Origin of the sequence: Massilia sp. X63 (assembly GCF_041023745.1) — a bacterium.
Classification (GTDB): Bacteria; Pseudomonadota; Gammaproteobacteria; order Burkholderiales; family Burkholderiaceae_D; genus Telluria.
The window spans coordinates 1-19,152 of record NZ_JBFTEF010000007.1; the positions used below are offsets into that span (position 1 = coordinate 1).

The 19,152-nt window shown below is 70.3% G+C and carries 16 protein-coding genes, 1 tRNA gene and 1 pseudogene; 10 read left to right on the forward strand and 8 right to left on the reverse strand.

What is annotated here, in order from left to right; translation table 11 throughout:
• The 7 genes and pseudogenes from AB3347_RS14910 to AB3347_RS14940 form a co-directional block, all read right to left on the reverse strand.
• Nucleotides 1-490, reverse strand: a 490-nt coding sequence (locus AB3347_RS14910) for a Clp protease N-terminal domain-containing protein (RefSeq protein WP_369092594.1), incomplete at its 3' end; no start/stop codon positions are given.
• Between the two features lie 157 nt (nucleotides 491-647).
• Nucleotides 648-836: pseudogene (locus AB3347_RS14915) on the reverse strand (YiaA/YiaB family inner membrane protein); the annotation flags it as partial.
• 94 nt (nucleotides 837-930) lie between these two features.
• Nucleotides 931-1,305, reverse strand: a complete 375-nt coding sequence (gene crcB / locus AB3347_RS14920; protein WP_369092595.1) for a fluoride efflux transporter CrcB — start codon at nucleotides 1,303-1,305, stop codon at nucleotides 931-933.
• Nucleotides 1,302-1,796, reverse strand: a complete 495-nt coding sequence (moaE, locus tag AB3347_RS14925) for a molybdopterin synthase catalytic subunit MoaE (protein ID WP_369092596.1) — start codon at nucleotides 1,794-1,796, stop codon at nucleotides 1,302-1,304. Before moaE ends, crcB begins: the two co-directional genes overlap by 4 nt.
• Entirely contained in the window at nucleotides 1,793-4,552 is a 2,760-nt protein-coding gene (locus AB3347_RS14930) for a DUF349 domain-containing protein (protein ID WP_369092597.1), read from the reverse strand. The genes moaE and AB3347_RS14930 overlap by 4 nt, the downstream gene beginning before the upstream one ends.
• Before the next feature lie 65 nt (nucleotides 4,553-4,617).
• Nucleotides 4,618-5,199: a hypothetical protein gene (locus tag AB3347_RS14935; RefSeq protein WP_369092598.1), complete on the reverse strand. Its 582-nt coding sequence runs from the start codon at nucleotides 5,197-5,199 to the stop codon at nucleotides 4,618-4,620.
• A 225-nt stretch (nucleotides 5,200-5,424) separates the two neighbouring features.
• A complete protein-coding gene (locus tag AB3347_RS14940) occupies nucleotides 5,425-6,681 on the reverse strand; it encodes a winged helix-turn-helix domain-containing protein (RefSeq protein WP_369092599.1) in 1,257 nt (418 codons plus the stop codon).
• A 111-nt stretch (nucleotides 6,682-6,792) separates the two neighbouring features.
• Between AB3347_RS14940 and AB3347_RS14945 the strand changes: the two genes are divergently transcribed.
• The 10 genes from AB3347_RS14945 to AB3347_RS14990 all read left to right on the forward strand — a co-directional run bounded on the left by AB3347_RS14945 (nucleotide 6,793) and on the right by AB3347_RS14990 (nucleotide 17,499).
• Nucleotides 6,793-8,046, forward strand: coding sequence for an exonuclease SbcCD subunit D C-terminal domain-containing protein (locus tag AB3347_RS14945; RefSeq protein ID WP_369092600.1), 1,254 nt, complete (start codon nucleotides 6,793-6,795; stop codon nucleotides 8,044-8,046).
• Nucleotides 8,043-11,828, forward strand: a complete 3,786-nt coding sequence (locus AB3347_RS14950; RefSeq protein WP_369092601.1) for an AAA family ATPase — start codon at nucleotides 8,043-8,045, stop codon at nucleotides 11,826-11,828. The genes AB3347_RS14945 and AB3347_RS14950 overlap by 4 nt, the downstream gene beginning before the upstream one ends.
• 118 nt (nucleotides 11,829-11,946) lie before the next feature.
• Nucleotides 11,947-12,279 carry an energy transducer TonB gene (locus AB3347_RS14955; RefSeq protein ID WP_369092602.1) on the forward strand — a complete coding sequence of 111 codons (333 nt, stop codon included), beginning with the start codon at nucleotides 11,947-11,949 and terminating at the stop codon, nucleotides 12,277-12,279.
• A 66-nt stretch (nucleotides 12,280-12,345) separates the two neighbouring features.
• Entirely contained in the window at nucleotides 12,346-12,555 is a 210-nt protein-coding gene (locus tag AB3347_RS14960) for a hypothetical protein (protein ID WP_369092603.1), read from the forward strand.
• Nucleotides 12,555-13,703 carry a methyltransferase gene (locus AB3347_RS14965; protein WP_369092604.1) on the forward strand — a complete coding sequence of 383 codons (1,149 nt, stop codon included), beginning with the start codon at nucleotides 12,555-12,557 and terminating at the stop codon, nucleotides 13,701-13,703. Before AB3347_RS14960 ends, AB3347_RS14965 begins: the two co-directional genes overlap by 1 nt.
• 76 nt (nucleotides 13,704-13,779) lie before the next feature.
• Nucleotides 13,780-13,856 (forward strand) — tRNA-Met (locus tag AB3347_RS14970).
• A 77-nt stretch (nucleotides 13,857-13,933) separates the two neighbouring features.
• Nucleotides 13,934-14,176 carry a hypothetical protein gene (locus tag AB3347_RS14975; RefSeq protein ID WP_369092605.1) on the forward strand — a complete coding sequence of 81 codons (243 nt, stop codon included), beginning with the start codon at nucleotides 13,934-13,936 and terminating at the stop codon, nucleotides 14,174-14,176.
• A gap of 34 nt (nucleotides 14,177-14,210) precedes the next feature.
• On the forward strand, nucleotides 14,211-15,620 hold the full coding sequence (gene dbpA / locus AB3347_RS14980) for an ATP-dependent RNA helicase DbpA (protein WP_369092606.1): 1,410 nt from the start codon (nucleotides 14,211-14,213) through the stop codon (nucleotides 15,618-15,620).
• Between the two features lie 167 nt (nucleotides 15,621-15,787).
• Nucleotides 15,788-16,936 carry a PEGA domain-containing protein gene (locus AB3347_RS14985; protein WP_369092607.1) on the forward strand — a complete coding sequence of 383 codons (1,149 nt, stop codon included), beginning with the start codon at nucleotides 15,788-15,790 and terminating at the stop codon, nucleotides 16,934-16,936.
• On the forward strand, nucleotides 16,933-17,499 hold the full coding sequence (locus AB3347_RS14990; protein WP_369092608.1) for a TssQ family T6SS-associated lipoprotein: 567 nt from the start codon (nucleotides 16,933-16,935) through the stop codon (nucleotides 17,497-17,499). The genes AB3347_RS14985 and AB3347_RS14990 overlap by 4 nt, the downstream gene beginning before the upstream one ends.
• 5 nt (nucleotides 17,500-17,504) lie before the next feature.
• Here AB3347_RS14990 and AB3347_RS14995 read toward each other — a convergent pair whose 3' ends face one another.
• Nucleotides 17,505-19,103 carry an amidase gene (locus tag AB3347_RS14995; protein ID WP_369092609.1) on the reverse strand — a complete coding sequence of 533 codons (1,599 nt, stop codon included), beginning with the start codon at nucleotides 19,101-19,103 and terminating at the stop codon, nucleotides 17,505-17,507.
• Nucleotides 19,104-19,152 lie beyond the last annotated feature (49 nt).

Below are 19,152 nucleotides of genomic sequence, written 5' to 3' on the forward strand. Positions count from 1 at the left end.
ATTTCTTGAGCGCTTCGCGCTGGCCTTCGGCATCCTGCGAGTTCACCGATTCGCCGCCGCGCACCGCCTGGATCGCCGATTCGAGGGCTTTCCTCGCCAGGCCGTGCTCGCGCGCCAGGCGGCCGGCATCCGACTTGTCCTCGGTGAGCGCCAGCAGGATCATCTCGGAGGCCAGGAACTGGTCGCCGCGCTTCTGCGACTCGCGGTCGGCCAGGTTCAGCAGGGCCACCAGTTCGCGCCCCACCTGCACGTCGCCGCCGGTACCCATCACCTTGGGCAGGCGCTCGAGCGCCGATTTCAGCGCGTTCGCCAGTCCGCCGACGTTGACGCCGGCGCGCTGCAGCAGCGAACGGGCGCCGCCGTCGTCCTGGTTCAGCAGGGCGACCAGCAGGTGCACCGGATCGATGTATTGGTTATCGTTGCCGACCGCCAGGCTCTGGGCATCCGCCAGCGCTTCTTGAAGCTTGGTCGTCAGTTTGTCTTGCCGCATGGTTTTGCTCCCTAGTGGTGTCCTTAACTGAGTAACAAGATAGGGGCCACTGTCCGCTTTTCAAGATGTGCAATGCAGCCCATTATCGGTCCCTTCCGGCGGAACGGGTCATTCCATGACGGCCTTCGACCCGGACTCGGGCGCGCAGGCTGCCGAGGTCGCGCACGGTCTTCTGCAGCGACACCGCGGCAAACAGGCCGAACAGGAGGAGCGTGAGGTAATAGCCCTTTTCGTTCAGCTGCATCCGGGCATTCCAGAGACCGATCAGGTAAGCGCTGCCGCCGATCAGGAGCGCGCCCCCGGAGGCGCCGACGAAAGCGGCGGTCGGGCGTTGAACAGTTTGCATGGCTGCTTCCTTCAAGGGTTGATCCAGCCGCAAACGTATCACGCCAGGCGCAAGCCGCAATCGCGCTATGTGCGGGTAGCGGCAGGCGATACCGCTAGCCGCGCAAGGCGCGCCATGTGGCGAAACCGGCCACGCAGAACAGGATCGAGCCCAGCAGGTGCAAGGCGGTATGCAGCAGCGCCCAGCCGTACTCGCCGCGCTGGAGCAGCAGCACCGATTCGCCGGAAAAGCTGGAGAAGGTGGTCAGGCCGCCGAGGAAGCCGGTGATCGCGAACAGGCGCCATGCGGGCGCGATGCCCGGATGGTCGGTGAAGAAACCCAGCGCCAGCCCGACCAGGTAGCCGCCGAGCAGGTTGGCCGCGAGCGTGCCGAGCTGCACGTAGGCGTGCAGGCTGCCCAGCCAGATGCTCAGCCACCAGCGCAGCCAGGCGCCGCTCGCGGCACCGAGGCCGACCGCCAGCCAGTTCAAGCGCCCCGCTCCGGGCGCGCCCACTTCAGTTTGGCGGAATCGTCGCTGCTCCGGGCGTCGACCCAGCGCGCGCCGTCCGGGGTCTGTTCTTTCTTCCAGAACGGAGCGTCGGTCTTGAGGTAGTCCATGATGAACTCGCAGGCCGCGAAGGCTTCGCCGCGATGGGCCGAACTGCAGGCCACCAGCACGATCTGGTCGAGCGGCGACAGCGGACCGACGCGGTGGATGACCAGCACGCCATACAGGGGCCAGCGCGCCCTGGCCTGGGCCACGATGTCTTCCAGCGCCCGCTCTGTCATGCCGGGATAGTGCTCCAGCTCCATCTCGGACACCTGCGCGCCCTCGTTCAGGTCGCGCACGGTGCCCACGAAGCTGACCACGGCGCCGACCCGGCCGTCGCCGGCGCGCAGGGCCGCGAGTTCGCGCGACAGGTCGAAGTCCGCCTGCTGCACGCGGATGAGGGTGGCGCCGGTGGTGGCGGGTGCATTCATCGGCCGTCCTTCGCGTGGCGCATCAAGAGGTGCTCGATGCGGGTTTCGGTGCGCGCATCGGCCAGCGCCGGCAGCGCCAGCAGCTCGCGCACGCCATTGGCGCTGCCCTCGTGCCCGGCTTTCTGTCCCGGCTTGTGTCCGGACTTGAGCGAGCTTTGCAGCACCTCAACCTGCAGCTTGAGGCGCTCGCGCGCGAATTCGGCGCCGCTGTCGATGCCGGCCGCAATCTCCAGCCGCAGCAGATCGTGCAGCAGGCGCTCGCGGTTCGCTTCCAGCCGGCGGGCGTAGTGCGCCCGGCCGTCGGAGTGGCCGCCCTCCAGCGCCGCCAGGGCCGCCTCGAAGCGGGCGTGCAGCACCGGCTCGTAGCCGCCTTCGAGCGGCAGCAGCGCCTCCCAGCGCGCGCGCCAGTCGGACGGGTTGGTGTGGGCGTCCGGGTTGACGATGGCGGCCTCCAGGGCCTGGATCAGGCGCAGCTTGTCGCGCACCGCGCCGGCCAGCGCCAGCCCGGCGGCGCGGCGCGCCACGTCGGCATGGTGCTGTACCGCCGCCACCGCGGCGTGGTAACGCTTCTCGACCCGTGCCTCGTGGGCGCGCGGCACCGGGCCGATTGCCGCCCACTCGGCGGCGGCCTCGCGCAGCAGCCTGCCGGCGGTAGCGGGCGTGGCCTCCGGCGCGGCCGCTTCCAGGCGCGCCGAAATCGCTTCTTTGGCCGCTTCGTGCGCGCGGCGCTCGGCGTCGGCCGCATGGGCGTGTTCCTTGCGGCTGGCGAACAGCGCGTCGCAGGCGGCGCGGAAACGCTGCCACAGCGCTTGTTCGGCCTTGCGCTCGAGCGGCAGCGCGCGCGCATGTTCCTGCCAGCGCGCCTGCAGCTCGCGCAAGGCGTCGACCGCATGGCGGTCGTGCGGATCGAGCGCCAGCGCTTCTTCGATCAATTGCTCGCGCACGCCCATCTCGCCCTTGCGCTGCTCTTCCAGCGGACGCTGCAGGGTATTGAGCGCATCGGTGAACAGCTGGTCGAGGCGCTTCCTGTCCTTGCGGTCGATCGCGCCCAGGTGGCTCCAGGCGGTGCGCAGGCGCTGCACGGTGCCGGACACGTGCTTCCAGTCGGCCTCGCCGGACTGCAGGCGCGCGATCTCGGCCTGGGCCTCGTCGACCAGGGCCTGGCCGCGCGCGGCGTTGGCGTGGCGTTCGTCGGCCAGATGGCGGAAATGGGCGGCAGCCGGCGCGTAGGCCGCGGTACAGGCGGCGTCGAAGCGCTCCCACAGCGCGCGCGGCGCGGCGCCGGACAGGCTGTCGAGCGCCTTCCAGCGTTCGCGCATGCTGCCCACCTTCTTGGCCAGCTCGCCCATCGCCAGGTTCTGGGCCGGCAGCGTTTCCACCGCCTTGATGAGCTCTTCGCGCGAGACGTTGCCGCCCCAGCGCGCCCAGTCGGACAGTCGCTTGAGCTCGGCGCGCACGTGGTTCAAGCGGTCCGCCTGGGCCGGACTCAGGCGCATGCCCTTGTCCTTGCTTTCCTTCAGCGACTTGTCGAGTTCGGCGGCGGTGCCGAGCGAGCCCTGCTGCAGGGCCGCTTCCATCGCGTCGAGGCGGTCGAGGAACTGCTGGTCGGCGCCCTTGGGCTGGGCCTGCTGGGCCTTCTGCGCTTTCGGCGCCGCGGCCGCGGCATGGTCGGCGCCGCCATCGGCGGCAGCATGGGCGGCAGCAGCGGCGGCAGCGGCGGGCCGGCGCGGCTCCTGCCGGGGCTTGCGGACTTCGGCAGCCGCTGGCTGCGGCAGGCCGGCCAGCAGCGCGTCGAAGCCTTGCTGCAGCGCTGCACCGGCGCCGTTGGCCGGCATGGCAGGCAGGCGCTGCCATTCCTTGCGCAACACATCGGCCTTCAGTTCCGTGATCGGCTGGGCTTCCCATTGCGCCAGCGCAGCTTCGCGCGCGCCGAGCGCCGCCCGGTCCTGTTCGATGGTGGCCAGGCTGGCGTTCAGGCGCGCCTGCTCGGTGGCGAACTCGGCCACCAGGCTGCGCGGCAGCGAAGCGTGGCCCGGTGCAACCAGGGCGGCGGCCTGCTCGCGCGACAGGGCCTCGAGGCGCTCGGCGAAGGCGGCCGGGTCGAGCCCGGCGACGTCGAGCTGGCGCAGCGCCGCCAGGCGGTCGATCATGGCGCGCTGCAGCTGCACCTGATCTTCCAGGCGTTTGCCGAGTTCGCTACGGACGGCATCGAATTCGGGCGCCAGTTCGGGCGCGGTGATGACCGCCCATTTGCGGTCGAGTTCGGCGACGTGGTTCGGGGTGAGCAGCGTGTCCTGCAGCAGCGCCCTGGCGTGCGCCAGGGCTTCCTGGCCGCGCCGCAGCTCGGCTTCGTGGTGGCGGATCGCGTCCAGGCGCGACTGCATCAGCTTGGCGACGCGGCGGTCGGTATTGCGCATCGCCGTGTGCACGCGCTCGAGCTGCGCGCGGCTGTGGACCAGCTCGGCCGCGGCCAGGCGCAGTTCGGAGAATTCGGAAGAAAGGAGAAAGGCGACGGCAGCGTCCTCGTCGCCGTTCAGTCCCTTGAGCTGTTCGGCCTGCTGCTCGCGCGGCGTCGGCGCGCCGCCGGTCCGGCCTTCCGGCGCATTGCCGGATGACCGCCCGCCCTGCGCGGACTGGGCTGGTCCGGCGTCGCGGGCGCCTGCCTGCTGCCCGCCGGACGGCCGGTCTTCCGGTTGCTCACCGGAAGCGCCGGCCGGCTTGTCGCCACCCTGCCGCTTGAAAAGGAATTCGAACATGATGAAATCGCACTTCCAAAACTCCCATCATAGCAAAGAACCATGGTGGCGCTCGTCCGGCGCGCTTAGTGCGTGGCGTAATGCGGCGCGCTTGCCGCCGTGCTTTGCCGGAGGGAATTGCCGGCCGCGGCGCCGGCCTGGACCGGCCCGGCCGGATAGCCGCGGTTCTCGTTCTGCCACGCGTCCTGGACCAGCATCCGGTTGGCGATCGCGAACCAGACTTCGCTCGGCACATGGATGCGCGCCAGCGGGAACAGCTCGCGCTCCTCGCGCTCCAGGCGCTCGAGCAGCAGGTTGCAGCAGCGCGCGATTGCGGCGCCGAAGCCGGGATCGTTCACGGCCGCTGCCGCATGGGCGTCGGCGCGCGCCCCGATCGCCGCCAGGGTCAGGCCATCGAGTTCCGCCAGCAAGCCGGCGCCGGCCCCGGCGCGCCGCAGGGCGGGCACCACGAACTTGTCCAGCTTGCGCCAGTAGCAATTGTCGAAGGCCACGCGCAAGGCATCGCAGGCCAGTTCCAGGTCGCGCGGGGTGGGAGTGGCTTGCTGCCGGATACCCGGCTGCCAGCGTTCCAGCAGGGACTGCAGGCCGATACGCGCGCTGGCCTGTTCGATGGACAAGGCGACCAGCGTATAGGTTGACGTCAGCATTGTGTCTCCTCTCAGGATGGCTTCGCCGGCGCGCGGGCCTGGCGGGGGCCGCGAAGCGTTGGCTGGGGAAGCTCTTTTGTCGGGGTCAGGCTGGCAGTTGTGTTGTTATGGCCAGCCGCTGGGACTTCGTAGTGTAGAGAGATGCCCCCACCGGGGCTTGAGGTGGCGCAAACCCGACCGGGTGGACATTGGAGACTTTTTAAGTGTTCTGATGTCAAAAAACGTTTAGGCAGGCGCGTCCGCTTCCGCTCCCCCCAGCAGCATGCCGAGCCGCTGGCCGATGCTGTCCGGCACCACATCCGACACGCTCACGCACGGGCAGCCGTGCCAGTCGGCGCAGCGCTGCACCGCGGCCGCCACGTCGGCCAGCAGGCGCTCGCTGGCGCGCACCCCTGGCTCCAGGTGCACGCTGCGCAGCGCGAAACTGCCGGCCTTGCGGTGGGCCTTGGCGTCGATGCGCCCGACCAGTGCGCCGCGGCGCAGGATCGGCAAGGTGAAGTAGCCGTAGCGCCGCTTTTCCGCCGGGGTATAGCACTCGAGCTTGTAATCGAAGCCGAACAGCTCGAGCGCGCGGCGCCGGTCCCAGACGATCGGGTCGAACGGCGACAGCAGGGTCGTCAGGCGCGGCGCCAGCCGGCCGGCCGCGGCCTGGCGCGCCAGGTCCGCATGCTCCGGGTGGATGTAGACGGGCTCGTCCCAGCCCGCGACCCGCGCGCGCAGCAGCAGGCCCTGCTCCGCCAGCTCGGCCGGGTCCGGATGCGGGCGCCGGGTGCGGTGGTAGTCGGGAATCCAGGACGCCTTGGCCAGCCCGAGGGCGCGCACCGCGTGCAGCACGAAGCTGCGCCGTACCTCGTCCAGGGGCGGCGTCAAGCCGTCGTGCCAGCCCGGGTGCACGCGCTCGGCCAGGTCATAGATGCGCTGGAAATTGTGGCGCCGCGCGATCATCAGCTCGCCGGCGGTGAACAGCACCTCCAGGCTGCGCTTCTCGGGCTTCCATTCCCACCAGCCGCCGCTTTTCCCATCGCTGCGTTCGAAATCGGACGAGCGCACCGGCCCGTTGGCGCGCACGTGCTCGCGCAGGGCCGCCACCTCGGCGGCGCGCTCGCGCATCCATGTGGCCGAATACTTCCAGCCCATGGCCTCCGGGTCGAGCATGCGATGCCGGTACAGGCCGTAATCCTCGATCGGCAGGAAGCAGGCCTCGTGCGCCCAGTATTCGAACAAATGGCCCTCGGCCAGCAGTTCGTCGAGCCAGTCGGGCCGGTAGTCGCCCAGGCGGCTCCACAGCACCAGGTAGGGGCTGCGCGCGACCACGCTGATGGTATCGATCTGCAACATGCCCATGCGCCGGATCGCGGCCAGCACGTCCAGCTTGGTGGCGCGGCGCCGGCGCGGCGCCAGCATGTCCTGCGCCGCCAGGTGCAGGGCGCGGGCCGCCCCGATGCTCAATTCGATCTCGCCGGCACGATTGATTTCGCTCATGCCTTTATTGTAATAGCAAACCAATACTACTGTAAAAAAACACAGTCATTTTCTGGGCGACACGGCCAGTCTGCGCTATAGTTGCCACCGATCCGACTTTCCATTCTTACCATGCGGCTGCTTCATACTTCCGACTGGCACCTGGGCCAGACCCTGCACAATTTCGACCGGACCTACGAGCACGCCTGCTTCCTCGAGTGGCTGGTGGAAACGCTCGCGGCGGAGAGCATCGACGTGCTCCTGATCGCCGGCGACATCTTCGACAACGCCAACCCCTCGGCCGCCGCACACCGCCAGCTGTACCGCTTCCTGCAGCAGGCCCGCAGCCGGGTGCCGCACCTGCAGGTGGTCGTGATCGCCGGCAACCACGATTCGCCGGGCCGGCTGGAAGCGCCCACGCCCCTGCTCGAGGCGCACGGCACCATCGTGGTCGGCAACGTCGCACGCACGCAAGACGGCGGCATCGACCTCGATCGCCTCCTGGTGCCGCTGCGCGGGCGCGACGGCAAGGTGGAAGCCTGGTGCCTGGCGGTCCCCTTCCTGCGCCCGGGCGACGTGCCGCGCGCGCTGCTCGACGACGCCGACGCGGGGCTCGATCCCTACCTGCACGGCACCGCCCTGCTCTACCGCCAGGCCTTCGCGCTGGCGCAGTCGCGCTGCACCGGCAGCGAAGCCATCATCGCCATGGGCCACTGCCACATGGTCGGCGGCGAGTCCTCGCAAGATTCCGAGCGCCGCATCGTGATCGGCGGCACCGAAGCCCTGCCGGCCTCGATGTTCGACCCGCAAGTGGCCTACGTGGCGCTCGGCCACCTGCACCTGGCGCAGCGCGTCGGCGGCCACGAACACCGGCGCTATTGCGGCAGTCCGCTGCCACTGTCCTTCTCCGAAGTCGGCTACCAGCACCAGGTGCTGCGCATCGAGCTCGACGGACCGGACACGCGCTCGGTGACGCCGCTGCACGTGCCGCGCGCGGTGCAGCTGCTGCGCGTGCCGGCCCAGCCGGCGCCGCTCGACGAGGTGCTGGCGGCGCTCGAAGCCCTGGCGCTGCCGGATGCCCCGCTGCACCAGCAGCCCTTCCTCGAAGTGCGCGTGCTGCTCGAGGGGCCCGAGCCGGGCCTGCGCTCGCGCATCGAGGCGGCCCTGAACGGCAAGCCGGTGCGCCTGGCCAAGATCGAACCGACGCGCCGCCATGCCGCGCCCGAGAGCGCGGACACGGCCCTGAGCCTCGACCAGCTGGCCCAGCTGCAGCCCGACGACATCTTCCGCCGCCTGTGGGCGCAGCGCTACGGCGACGAGGCCCCACCCGAGCAGCTGGCCGCCTTCGCCGAGCTCACCACGACCCTGGGAGGAGACGCAGCATGAGGATCCTGCGCATCAGCGGCAAGAACCTGGCCTCGCTGGCCGGCGAGTTCCTGGTCGACTTCGAAGCCGAACCGCTGGCCTCGAGCGGCCTGTTCGCCATCAGCGGCCCCACCGGCGCCGGAAAAAGCACCCTGCTCGACGCCCTTTGCCTGGCGCTGTACGACGCCACCCCGCGCCTGCTCAAGCGCGCCGGCAGCCAGCTGCCCGACGTCGGCGGCGACACCATCTCGGCGCTCGACCCGCGCACCCTGCTACGGCGCGGCGCCGCCGAAGGCTGGGCCGAGGTCGACTTTGCCGGCAACGACGACATCCGCTACCGCGCGCGCTGGAGCGTGCGGCGCGCCTACAACAAGCCAAGCGGCGCCCTGCAGCCCTCGAAGATGACGCTGCACCGCCTGCCCGAACTGGCGCCGCTGGGCGGCACCAAGACCGAGGTCGCGCAAGAAATCGTCGGGCGCATCGGCCTGTCCTTCGAACAATTCACGCGCGCCGTGCTGCTGGCGCAGAACGAATTCTCGGCCTTCCTCAAGACCGACGAGAACGAGCGCGGCGAACTGCTCGAAACCCTCACCGGCACCACGATCTACAGCGACATTTCCAAACGCGCGTTCGAGCGCTACCGCGCCGAGCAGGAGCGCACCCGGACGCTGGCCGCCCGGCTGGCCGACCAGGCCCCGCTGCCGCCCGAAGAACGCGAAAAACTCGAAGCCGAACGCGTCAACGCCGAACTGGCGCTGGAAGCGGTGGATGCGCGCCGTTCGGCCCTCGAAGGCGAACTGCGCTGGCACCAGGAGGCCGCCAAGCTGGAACGCAGCGAAGCCCAGGCCGGCGAGGCGCTGGCGGCGGCGCAAGCGGCCCAACACGAAGCGTCCGGCCGGCGCCAGCGCCTGGCCACGCTCGACGCGGTGCAGCCGGCGCGTCCGCTGGCGGCCGAGATCCTGCGCCTGCAGGAAGAACACAAGACGGTGCTTGCTTCGACCGGCCAGCTCGAAACGGCGCTGGCGGCTTCGCAAGAGGCGCGCCGCCAGGCGGTGCTCGACGTCGATGCGGCGCTGGCCGCCGTCGACGCGGCCGAGGCCGCCTTGCGCAGCGCCGCGCCCCAGCTCGACGGCGCCAAGGCGCTCGACGCCGCCATCACCGCGCTGGCGCCGTCGCACGCGCAAGCCCAGAACACGCTGGAAGCCGCGCGCGCCGAGGCGCGCCAGGCGCGCGCCGTGCACACTACCAAGGCAGCCGAGCACGAGGCCGCCAAGGCCCAGCGCGAGCGCGCCGCCGGCTGGCTGGCCGCCCACGCGCGGCTGGAACCGATGGCGGCGCAATGGCCGCGCTGGGACAAGCTGTTGGCCCAGGCCGCGCAGTCCGTAGCCGCCGATGCCGCTGCCGCCGCGGCGCTGGCCAGCGCCAGGCGCCAGGCCGCACAGGCTGCCGAGAACGAACAGGCCGCCACGCTGTCCCTGGCCGATGCCGGCGCCCGCCTCGCGGCCCTCGACACCGCCCGGCGCGAAGCGATGGCGGTGCTGGAAGCCAGCGATCCGCAAGCTCTCGACCACGAACGCCAGGCGCTCGATGCGCGTCGTGAACGGCTCGGCGCGGCCGAACAAGCCTGGACGGCGCTGGTCAGCACGCGCCAGGAATTCGCCGACACCGCCGGCGAGCTCGACCGTGTAGACACGGCGCGCGCCGCCGCCGGCCGCCTGCTCGACGAAGCACGCGCCGCGGCGCCCGCCCTGGACGCGGCCATGCGCCAGGCCGAGAAATCGCTGGCCGCGGCCGAACTGGCCTGCGCCGCCGGCGTGGAAGAATTGCGCGCCACCCTGCACGACGAGGCACCCTGCCCGGTGTGCGGCTCGCACCAGCACCCCTACCGCGACGACGGCCGCGAGGACATGCTGCGCAGCATGCTGGCGAACTTGCGCGGCGAAGTCGCCGCATGCCGGGCGCGCGTGCGCGACAACGAGGCGGTACAGGCGGCCCAGGCCGCCACCCTTGCCGCGTCCAGCGAGCGCCTGGCCGGCCTGCAGCGCGAGCGCAGCACCCTGCGCAAGCTGCTCGACGAACTCGAAGCGGAATGGACCGCGCAGCCGCTGGCGGCCGAGGTGCCGGGCGCGGATGCCGGCGACGAGCAGCGCCGCGCCTGGTTTGCCGAAGCGCGCGACGGCCTGCGCGCCGCCTTCGCGGCGCTCGACGGCCGGGCCGCGGCGCTGCGTCGTGCGGCGCAGGCGCGCGACACCGCCCAGGCCGCCTACGACAAGGCCCAGCAGGAGCATGCGCGCCTGCGCCAGGCCGCCGACAGTGCGCGTGAAGCCGGTGCGCGCCTGCAGGCCGAGCTGCGCGCCGTGTCTGTCCAGCAAGAGGCGATCGCCGCGCAACTGGCGGCCGTGCTGGGCGAGCTCGACCCGGTGCTGTGCGATGCCGGTGGCGACGCCTGGCAGGATGCCTGGCGTCGCGAGCCGGCCGCCTGGCGCGAAGCGCGCAGCCGCGAAGCCGCGCAATGGCAGGAGCACACCGCCCTGCAAACCCGCAGCGCCGCCGCGCTCGCCACGCTGGACGCCGAGGTGAGCGGCGCCCTTGATCGCATCGCGCAAGCCGACCGCCACGGCGCCGGGGTGGCCGCCGAATTCAAGCGCATCGACACCGAACTGACCGACAAGCGTGCCCAGCGCCTCGCACTGTGGAACGGCCGTCCCGTGCTGGAAGTCGAGCAGGAATTGCAGGCCGCACTGGGCGGCGCGCGCAAGCACCTGTCCGCGCGCCAGGCCGCCGCGGACGAAACGGCCCAGCGCGAAGCCAGCGCCCGCACGGCGCTGGCGCAGCTGAGTGCGCAGATTGCCGGGCTCGACAGTGCGGGAGCGAAAGCCGCATCCGCCCTTGCCGACTGGCTGGAGGACTACCGCAAGTCGGCCTTCGTCAAGGGCCTCGACCCGGTCGAGGACACCGCCGATCTCGGCCGCCTGCTGGCGGTCGGCGGCGCCTGGATGGCGCAGGAACGCACGGCGCTGGGCGCGCTCGACGCCGCTCTCGCCAGCGCCGGCGCGGTACTGGCCGAACGGCGCGCCCAGCGCGTCCTGCACGCGGAGGCCACGCCCGAAAGCGGGCTGAGCGCGGAGACGGTGGCGGCCGCCGTCGACGCCCTCACGGCCGAGCGCCGCGCCGCCCACGACCTGGCCACCGAACTGCGCATGCGGCTGGGGCAGGACGACACCCGCCGCGTACAGGCCCAGGCCGTGCTGGCCGAAGTCGAACGCCAGCAGCTCGAAGAGCAGCGCTGGGGCAAGCTGTCTGAACTGATCGGCTCCGCCGACGGCAAGAAGTTCCGCAACTATGCCCAGCAATTCACGCTCGACGTGCTGCTCGGCTATGCCAACGCCCACCTCGGGCAGCTGGCGCGCCGCTACCGCCTGGAGCGCGTCAGCCACAACGGCGCGCCCTCGCTGGCGCTGATGGTGCGCGACCAGGACATGGGTGGCGAAGTGCGCTCGGTCAATTCGCTCTCGGGCGGCGAATCCTTCCTGGTGTCGCTGGCGCTGGCGCTGGGCCTGGCCTCGCTGTCCTCGAACCGGGTGCGGGTCGAATCGCTGTTCATCGACGAAGGCTTCGGCAGCCTCGACAGCGAGACCCTGGGCGTGGCGATGGACGCGCTCGACGCCCTGCAGTCGCTCGGCCGCAAGGTGGGCGTGATCTCGCACGTGCAGGAAATGACCGAACGCATCGCCACCAAGGTGCTGGTGCGCCCGGGCGGAGGCGGCAGCAGCGCGGTGGTGGTCGACGCCGTTTGTGCGTAAATTTATGCGTAAGTTTGTGCGTAAATTCGTGCGTAAAGCAGCCTTCCCTTAAGCGATCTTCGTCAAACGTGGCGCGGCCCGCAGCCTGGATACTGTAGGCCCGTCCAAGGAGACTGCCATGCCACGCCTGCCGTACCTGCTCGCATCCGTCCTGTTGTTCGCCGCCGCAGGCATCCCGGCCGCCGCCGCGGCGGCGGCACCGGTCCGCCCCGACCATCCCTCTGCCGAGCCCGGCAACTGCCCCCGTCCGGACTACCCCGCCGAGGCAAAGTCGCGCGGCGAGCAAGGCATCACCACCCTCGGCATGCTGGTCGGAACCGACGGCGCGGTGCGCCGCATCGAGGTGCTCGGCCCCAGCGGCAGCGCGGTACTCGACACGGCGGCGCAGGAAAGCATGGCACGCTGCCGCTTCAAGCCTGCAGTGCTGCACGGGCAGCCCGTCGAGCGCTGAGGCCGAGCGCCACCGCAGCGGCGGGCTCCGGTACAATGCGCGCTTTGTTTTGACACGCACACGACCATGAAACCTGCCCGCTTCCTCACTTTCAAATGCGCCAAGTGCGCCAAACCGGTCAAGGTGAGCCTGCAGAAGGTCTCGGCCTGCTCGCACATCCAGCCTTACCTGGGCGTCTGCGAATGCGGCGAGCCCAAGCGCCACGCCACCGGCAGCCCGGACGCCGTCAAGTCCTACCTCGAATCGGCCGACGGCAACTGGCACCACCATCACTGATGAGCCACGCGATGGGTGAGATCAGCTGGGTCGAAGGCGGCGCCGAGCGCAGTGCGCAGTGGCGTTCGGAAAGCGGCTGGCCGGCGCCGAAGAAGGTGGTGGTCGCCGACGACACCATGAACGCCGACACCGCCTACCGGCTGGCGCTGGACGGCACCGCCCTGCTCTGGCGCGGCGACTTCCAGAACGCGCGCCAGCTCTTGAGTGCGCTGGTGCGCCGCATCGAGCACAAGAGCGATCGTGCGCGCCGTGCCAAGGCAAAGGCCCCCGCCACCCCGGCCGAACTGTTCCACCGCCATCGCCTGCAGCAACTGCAGCGCGCCCGCACCCTGGCCATGCTGCTGATTCCCTTCGAGGCCGGCCACACGATCCCGCTGCGCCGCGCGCCCGACGTGCACGAGGCCTGCGCCGAAGCCTACGGGCCGTCCAACGCGCCCTATGTCGCCTCGCTGCGTGAACTGCTGGGCCTGATCGGCGCACACGAATGGCGCCGCAAGGGCGTGCGCATCCCCGCCCTCGACGCCAGCATCCACCCGTGGTACGGCGTGTTCTCGCCGGTGCGCGGCGAATACGTCGAGCTGGTGGCGCAGGCCCCGCTGCCCGCTGGAGCGAAGCTGGCCTTCGACATCGGCGCCGGCACCGGCGTGCTGTCGGCGGTGCTGGCGCGACGCGGCGTACAGCGCGTGATCGCCACCGACATGGATGCCCGCGCCCTCGGCTGCGCGCGCGAGAACATCGCCCGCCTCGGCCTGGCGGCCCAGGTCGAGGTGGTCCAGGCCGACCTGTTCCCCGACGGCCACGCTGCGCTGGTCGTCTGCAACCCGCCCTGGCTGCCCGGCAAGCCCAGCTCGGCCATCGAGTATGCGATCTACGATCCCGACAGCCGCATGCTCAAGGGCTTCCTCGGCGGCCTGGCGGCACACCTGGCGCCGGGCGGCGAAGGCTGGCTGATCCTGTCGGACCTGGCCGAGCACCTGGGCCTGCGCTCGCGCGAGCAATTGCTCGGTTGGATCAGCGATGCTGGGCTGGAAGTCATTGCGCGCCACGACGTGCGGCCGACCCATGGCAAGGCGAGCGACCCGGACGATCCGCTGCATGCGGCACGCTCGCGCGAAGTCACCTCGCTGTGGCGCCTGCGCGCAGCCTGATTCGATGGCCGCCTGCCCCGCGCTCAATTCCTGGATTGCGCAGGCCGGCGATCCGCGCTATAATCTTTTTCTCAGACGCGGGGTGGAGCAGTCTGGCAGCTCGTCGGGCTCATAACCCGAAGGTCACAGGTTCAAATCCTGTCCCCGCAACCAAATACCGTACAAAAGCCCGACTCTTGCAGCCGGGCTTTTGTTTTCTGCGTCTAGCCAAGGCGGCGCAGCAGATGCTGATGAGAGACAAGAAAGACAACGCGACGATCGATCTGCCGGGTTTCGAACCCGCCGCACCGCCCGTACCCGTTGTCGACACCAAGCGCGCTGCCCCACGGCCGCGCCGCAGTTCCCTGAAGCAGGAACAGCTCGATCTGCTCGGCGAGCTGGAAGAAACCGACATCACCGGCTTGCCTGCCTGGCGCCGCGACGACAATCTCGACCTGACCGGCTTGCCGGTCTGGGCACCGGCCTCGGCGTAGTCCGCTCAGGGCCAACCCTTTTGGCTGGACTAGCATGCATACCCAACCCTTCACCTCGCTGCCGCTGGCGCCGCGTTTCCTCGCCAACCTCGCCGCCCTCGGCTACCACGGGATGACGCCGATCCAGGCCGCCTCGCTGCCGGCCGTGCTCGAGGGGCGCGACCTGATCGCCCAGGCCAAGACCGGTAGCGGCAAGACCGCCGCCTTCGGCATCGGCGTGCTGCACAAACTGAATCCCGCCTGGTTCGCAGTGCAGGGCCTGGTGCTGTGCCCGACGCGCGAACTGGCCGACCAGGTCGCGAACGAACTGCGGCGCCTGGCGCGCGGCGTCGGCAACGTCAAGATCCTCACCCTCACCGGCGGCGTCGCCATGCGCCCGCAGATCGCTTCGCTCGAGCACGGCGCCCACATCGTGGTCGGCACCCCGGGCCGCATCCGCGACCACCTCGGCCGCCACACCCTCGACCTGTCGAAGGTCCAGACCCTGGTGCTGGACGAAGCCGACCGCATGACCGACATGGGCTTCTACGACGAGATCGCCGGGATCGTGAGCGCCTGCCCGCAGCGCCGCCAGACCCTGCTGTTCTCGGCCACCTATCCGGACGACATCCGCTTCGCCACCGCCGGCTTCCTGAACGAGCCGCTCGAAGTGGCGGTCGAAAGCCAGCACAGCGCCGAGAAGATCGAGCAGCGCTTCTACGAGATCGGTTTCGAGGGCCGCGACCAGGCCGTGGCGCGCCTGCTCAAGCACTACCAGCCGGTCTCCACCCTCGCCTTCTGCAACACCAAGGCGCATTGCCGCGAACTGGCCGACGAGCTGCGCGCGCAAGGCTTCTCGGCGCTGGCGCTGTACGGCGAGCTGGAACAATGGGAGCGCGACGAGATCCTGATCCTGTTCGCCAACCGCAGCTGCTCGGTGCTGGTCGCGACCGACGTCGCCGCGCGCGGCCTCGACATCGCCAACCTCGACACCGTGATCAACGCCGACGTCTCGAAGGACCCGGAAGTGCACGTGCACCGCATCGGCCGTACCGGCCGCGGCAATGAAGCCGGCCTGGCGCTCACCCTGTGTGCGCCGAACGAAAAGAAATGGGTGCGCCTGATCGAGGAATACCAGGACGCCCCGGCCGCCTGGCACAAGCTCGACGAGCTGGGCGACCATCCGGAAGCCGCCGCCCCGGCCCCGATGCTGACCCTGCACATTGCCGGCGGCAAGAAGGCCAAGCTGCGCCCGGGCGACATCCTGGGCGCCCTGACCGGGGACGCCGGCTTGAGCAAAGAGCAAGTGGGCAAGATCAACGTCGGCGAGTTCGCCAGCTACGTGGCGCTGGACCGCCACATCGCCCACGCGGCGGTGGCGAAACTGAGCGACCGCCAGGCCCCGGGGCCGGAATTCGGCGCCATCAAGGGCCGCTACTTCAAGATGCGCTTCCTCGAAGCCTGAGCGGGAGCGGCTCCGTTGTAACGGATTTGTAACGGAGTTGTAACAGCGGCGCACGGTTGGCTCGACAGCACCGCCGGCGCGGCAAATCTGGCATTATTTGTCAAAATACAAATACCGCGCTGGGGCATCCATGACACATTCGGCGTGTCGCGGCGCGGCTTGACGCCATGATGACCAGCACACCCGTAACCCAGCAACAGCAGACCGACGGCCGGACCGTGCGCGAGGTGGTCGAGTTCAACCAGGAACTCGTCAACGAGGTCTGGTGCCGGCGGATCTTCCGCCAGATCCTGCAGTCGCTCGAACTGCAGTACGCCATGCAGATGCCGCACCGACCCATCAGCCCCGACACGGTGCTGGTGCTCGATTCGGGCGACCCGATGCTGCTGCCGTCTCCCGACGTCGGCGCGACCTGGGCGGAAGCAGGCGACCTGCACGACCTGGCGGCCGTGGTCCACTATGCCATCACCCGCGAATATCCGCCCGCAGGCCCGCTGCAGGGCCGCGTCCCGGGCGAGGATTACAGCGACAGTTTCGTGACCGCGGTCGACCGCTGCCTGTCGCCGGACCCGCAGCAGCGTCCGCGCACCATCGAACAGCTGCGCAACCTGCTCGGCATCGTGCCGCTCGGCCCGGCCACTCCGTCGCCGGCGACGCCGGCGACGGCGCCGCAGCATGCGCAGGCGGCGCAGGCAGCCTACTTCGCCCCGGGCGATCCGGACGCGTCCTTCCTCAAAGAGCCCGCCGAGCGCAGCGAAGCGGGCAAGCTGAAGCGCTGGCTGTCGCTGGTGGCCGCCGCCACCGTGCTGCTGGCTGCGCTCGGCGCCCTGCTGGCCTTGCTGCACCAGGCCGATTCGCGCGACACGGTCATGCTGGCCCTGCCCGACGAGCCCACGTCGGTCCAGGACGCGCCCGCCGCGTCGACGCCCGCCCTGCCCGAAAACGGCGCAGCCGGCACCGATCCCGGCCAGCTCGCCGCGGCCGCGCCCGACGCCTTGCCGGATGCGGCGCCGGGCGCGATGCCGGCGGACGGCGCGCATCCCGCCCCGGCGGCGAGCCAGGCGCTGCCGCAGCCCGCCTTGCGGACTGCCGCCGGCGCCACCTACAAGCTGCTCATCAAGCCCTGGGCCATGGTGCAGGTCGACGGCGTCGACCACGGCGCCAGCCCGCCGCTCAAGCGCCTGAACCTGGCGCCCGGCCAGCACACGATCCGCATCGTCAACCCGAACTTCCCCGAGCACACCGTGACGGTGAACGCCGTCAAGGGCGCGTCCTCGGTGATCGAACTGGATTTTACTGAGGAGGAAACGCCATGACCCTGCTGGCAAGAAGCATCCGGCAGGCCAGCCTGCGCGCGTGCGCCCTGGGCGCCGTGCTGCTGCTGGGCGGCTGCGCGCAACTAAAGCCGCAACTCGACGCCCTGTTCGGCGAGCGCGAGCCGACGCGCCCCCATCCGCGCGCGGAAGAACGTTCGCGTCCCCGCGCCGAGCGCGCCGAGCGCGCGGAGCGTGCCGAGCGCAGCGAGCGGCCGGCGCCGCGCCAGGAACGTCCGTCCGCCGATCGCGACGACATCGCCCTGCGCGAAGGCATCGCGCTGTACCACGACGGCAACTTCAATGGCGCGATCAAGCGGCTGGGCTCGAGCGACATGAACGGTGGCTCGGTACGCAACCGCGTGACGGCGCTCAAGTACCTGGCCTTCAGCTATTGCGTCACCAACCGCCCGACGCCCTGCCGCCAGGCATTCGAACGCGCGCTGCGCCTCGACGCCGCCTTCGACCTGGCGCCCGGCGAACAGGGCCACCCGCTATGGGGGCCGCAATTCGCCAGGGCCAAGCAAGGAAGCGGACGCGAGGGCGCCCGCCTCGGCGCCAAGTAATCGCCTTAGAGCTTGACGTTGATGGTCGCCGGGTACAGCGGCGCGCGGCGCCGCTTCGATGCCTGCTCGTAGGCATAGGCCATGCCGATCAGGGAAGCTTCGCTCCAGGCGCCGCCGACGAAGGAAATTCCCACCGGCAGGCCGCGCGTGAAGCCGGCCGGCACGGTGATGTGCGGATAGCCCGCCACCGCGGCCGGGCTCGAGAAGCTGCCGCCGTAGTGGTCGCCGTTGATGTAGTCGGTCAGCCAGGCCGGGCCGCCGGTGGGCGCCACCAGCGCGTCGAGCCTGTGCTCCTTCATCACCTGGTCGATGCCTTCCTCGCGCGAATAGCGCAGGTCGTTGGCCAGGGCTTCGCGGTACTCGCGCGCATCCAGCCCCTGCTTGGCCTGGGCCGCGATCAGGTGCTCCTGCTTGAAGTAGGGCATTTCGCGCGCCGCATTCTTCTCGTTGAACGCGATCACGTCGGCCATGTTCCTGACCGGCGCATGCGGCGCATAGTTCTTCAGGTAGGCCTCCAGTCCCGGCGCGAATTCGTACAGCAGCACTTGCAGCTCGCTCTCGTTGTACTTGTCGGTATTCGGCAGCTTGACGTCCACCAGGGTCGCGCCCTGCTCCTTCAGCACCGCCAGTTCCTTCTCGATGATCGCGTCGACCGTGTCGTTGCTGCCGAAGAAGTTGCGGGCCACGCCGATGCGCTTGCCCTTCAGGCCGTCGGGACGCAGCGCCGCCGCGTAGTCGGCGAGATGGTTCTTGCTGTCGACGCTTGCCTTGTCGTCGGCGTCCGGACCGGCCATCGCGGCCAGCATCAGCGCTGCATCCGCCACGCTGCGGGTCATCGGGCCGGCCGTGTCCTGCGAATGGGCGATCGGGATGATGCCGCTGCGGCTGAGCAGGCCCAGGGTCGGCTTGATGCCGACGATGCCGCACGAGGAAGCGGGCGAGACGATCGAGCCGTCGGTCTCGGTGCCGACGGTGAGCGTGGCCAGCGCGGCCGCAGCGGCGGCGCCCGAGCCCGAGCTGGAGCCGCTGGTGTTGCGGTCGAGCGCATATGGATTCTTGGTCTGGCCGCCACGGCCGCTCCAGCCGCTGACCGACTTGGTCGAGCGCATGTTGGCCCACTCGGACAGGTTGGTCTTGCCGATGATGACGGCGCCGGCATTGCGCAGCAGCGTGACGATATGCGCGTCCTTGACCGCACGCACGCCGTCGAGGGCCAGCGAACCGGCGCTGGTGCTCATGCGGTCGGCGGTGGCGATATTGTCCTTCAGCAGGACCGGAATGCCGTGCAGCGGGCCGCGGACCTTGCCGCTGGCGCGCTCGCGGTCCATCTCGGCGGCGATCTTGAGTGCGTCCGGATTGGTTTCGATGACCGCGTTCAGGCGCGGCCCGGCCTTGTCGATGGCGGCGATGCGCGCCAGGTATTGCTGCGCCAGGGATTTCGCGCTCAGCTTGCCGGCGGCCATCTGGGCCTGCTGCTCGCGCACGCCCGCGTCGAGTATGCTGCCGGCGCCCGGCGCCGCCGCCAGTGCCGCCCCGCTGCCGGCCGCCGCACCCGCGACGGCGCCCGCCGCCACGCCCAGTCGTACGAAATCCCTGCGATCCATCCTGTCTCCCGCTGTTTTAGTGAAAGCACTAGGATAGCAGTGCAGCAAG